This is a genomic window from Pseudomonas sp. 2822-17 (genome assembly GCF_002742485.1).
Taxonomy (GTDB): domain Bacteria; phylum Pseudomonadota; class Gammaproteobacteria; order Pseudomonadales; family Pseudomonadaceae; genus Aquipseudomonas; species Aquipseudomonas cyclaminis.
Genome location: NZ_LJRZ01000443.1, coordinates 1 through 264, shown reverse-complemented (window position 1 = coordinate 264; position 264 = coordinate 1). Strand labels below are relative to the sequence as shown.

The 264-nt window shown below is 40.5% G+C and carries 1 protein-coding gene; it reads right to left on the bottom strand.

Features of this window, described 5'->3' with window-relative positions; all coding sequences use genetic code 11:
* The coding region (locus tag AOA60_RS16000) for a hypothetical protein (protein WP_178075367.1) at positions 1–246 on the bottom strand (246 nt) is incomplete at its 3' end.
* Between the last annotated feature and the right edge of the window lie 18 nt (positions 247–264).

Here is a 264-nt window from a genome sequence, read left to right as displayed (position 1 = left end):
ACCATCAAGGTACTCAGCACCTACAGCTACTGCTAGCTGGGCCTCAGCTTGCTTGATTTCCTGAATTTGTGGCTGGATAGTTGTAATATCTTGTTCAGGTAAAGTTGAAAGTAGCTCTTCAAGATTCATTTGCTCATTACCTTGGACTTGTTCTAGTAAATCAGCGCGTCCAACTAAGTCTTGCGTTTTTTCAAATCCTAAAGCAGCAGTTAAAGCTTGAAGCTCTTTACCAAATGCATTGAACATGTTCATTAAGCCTTGAAC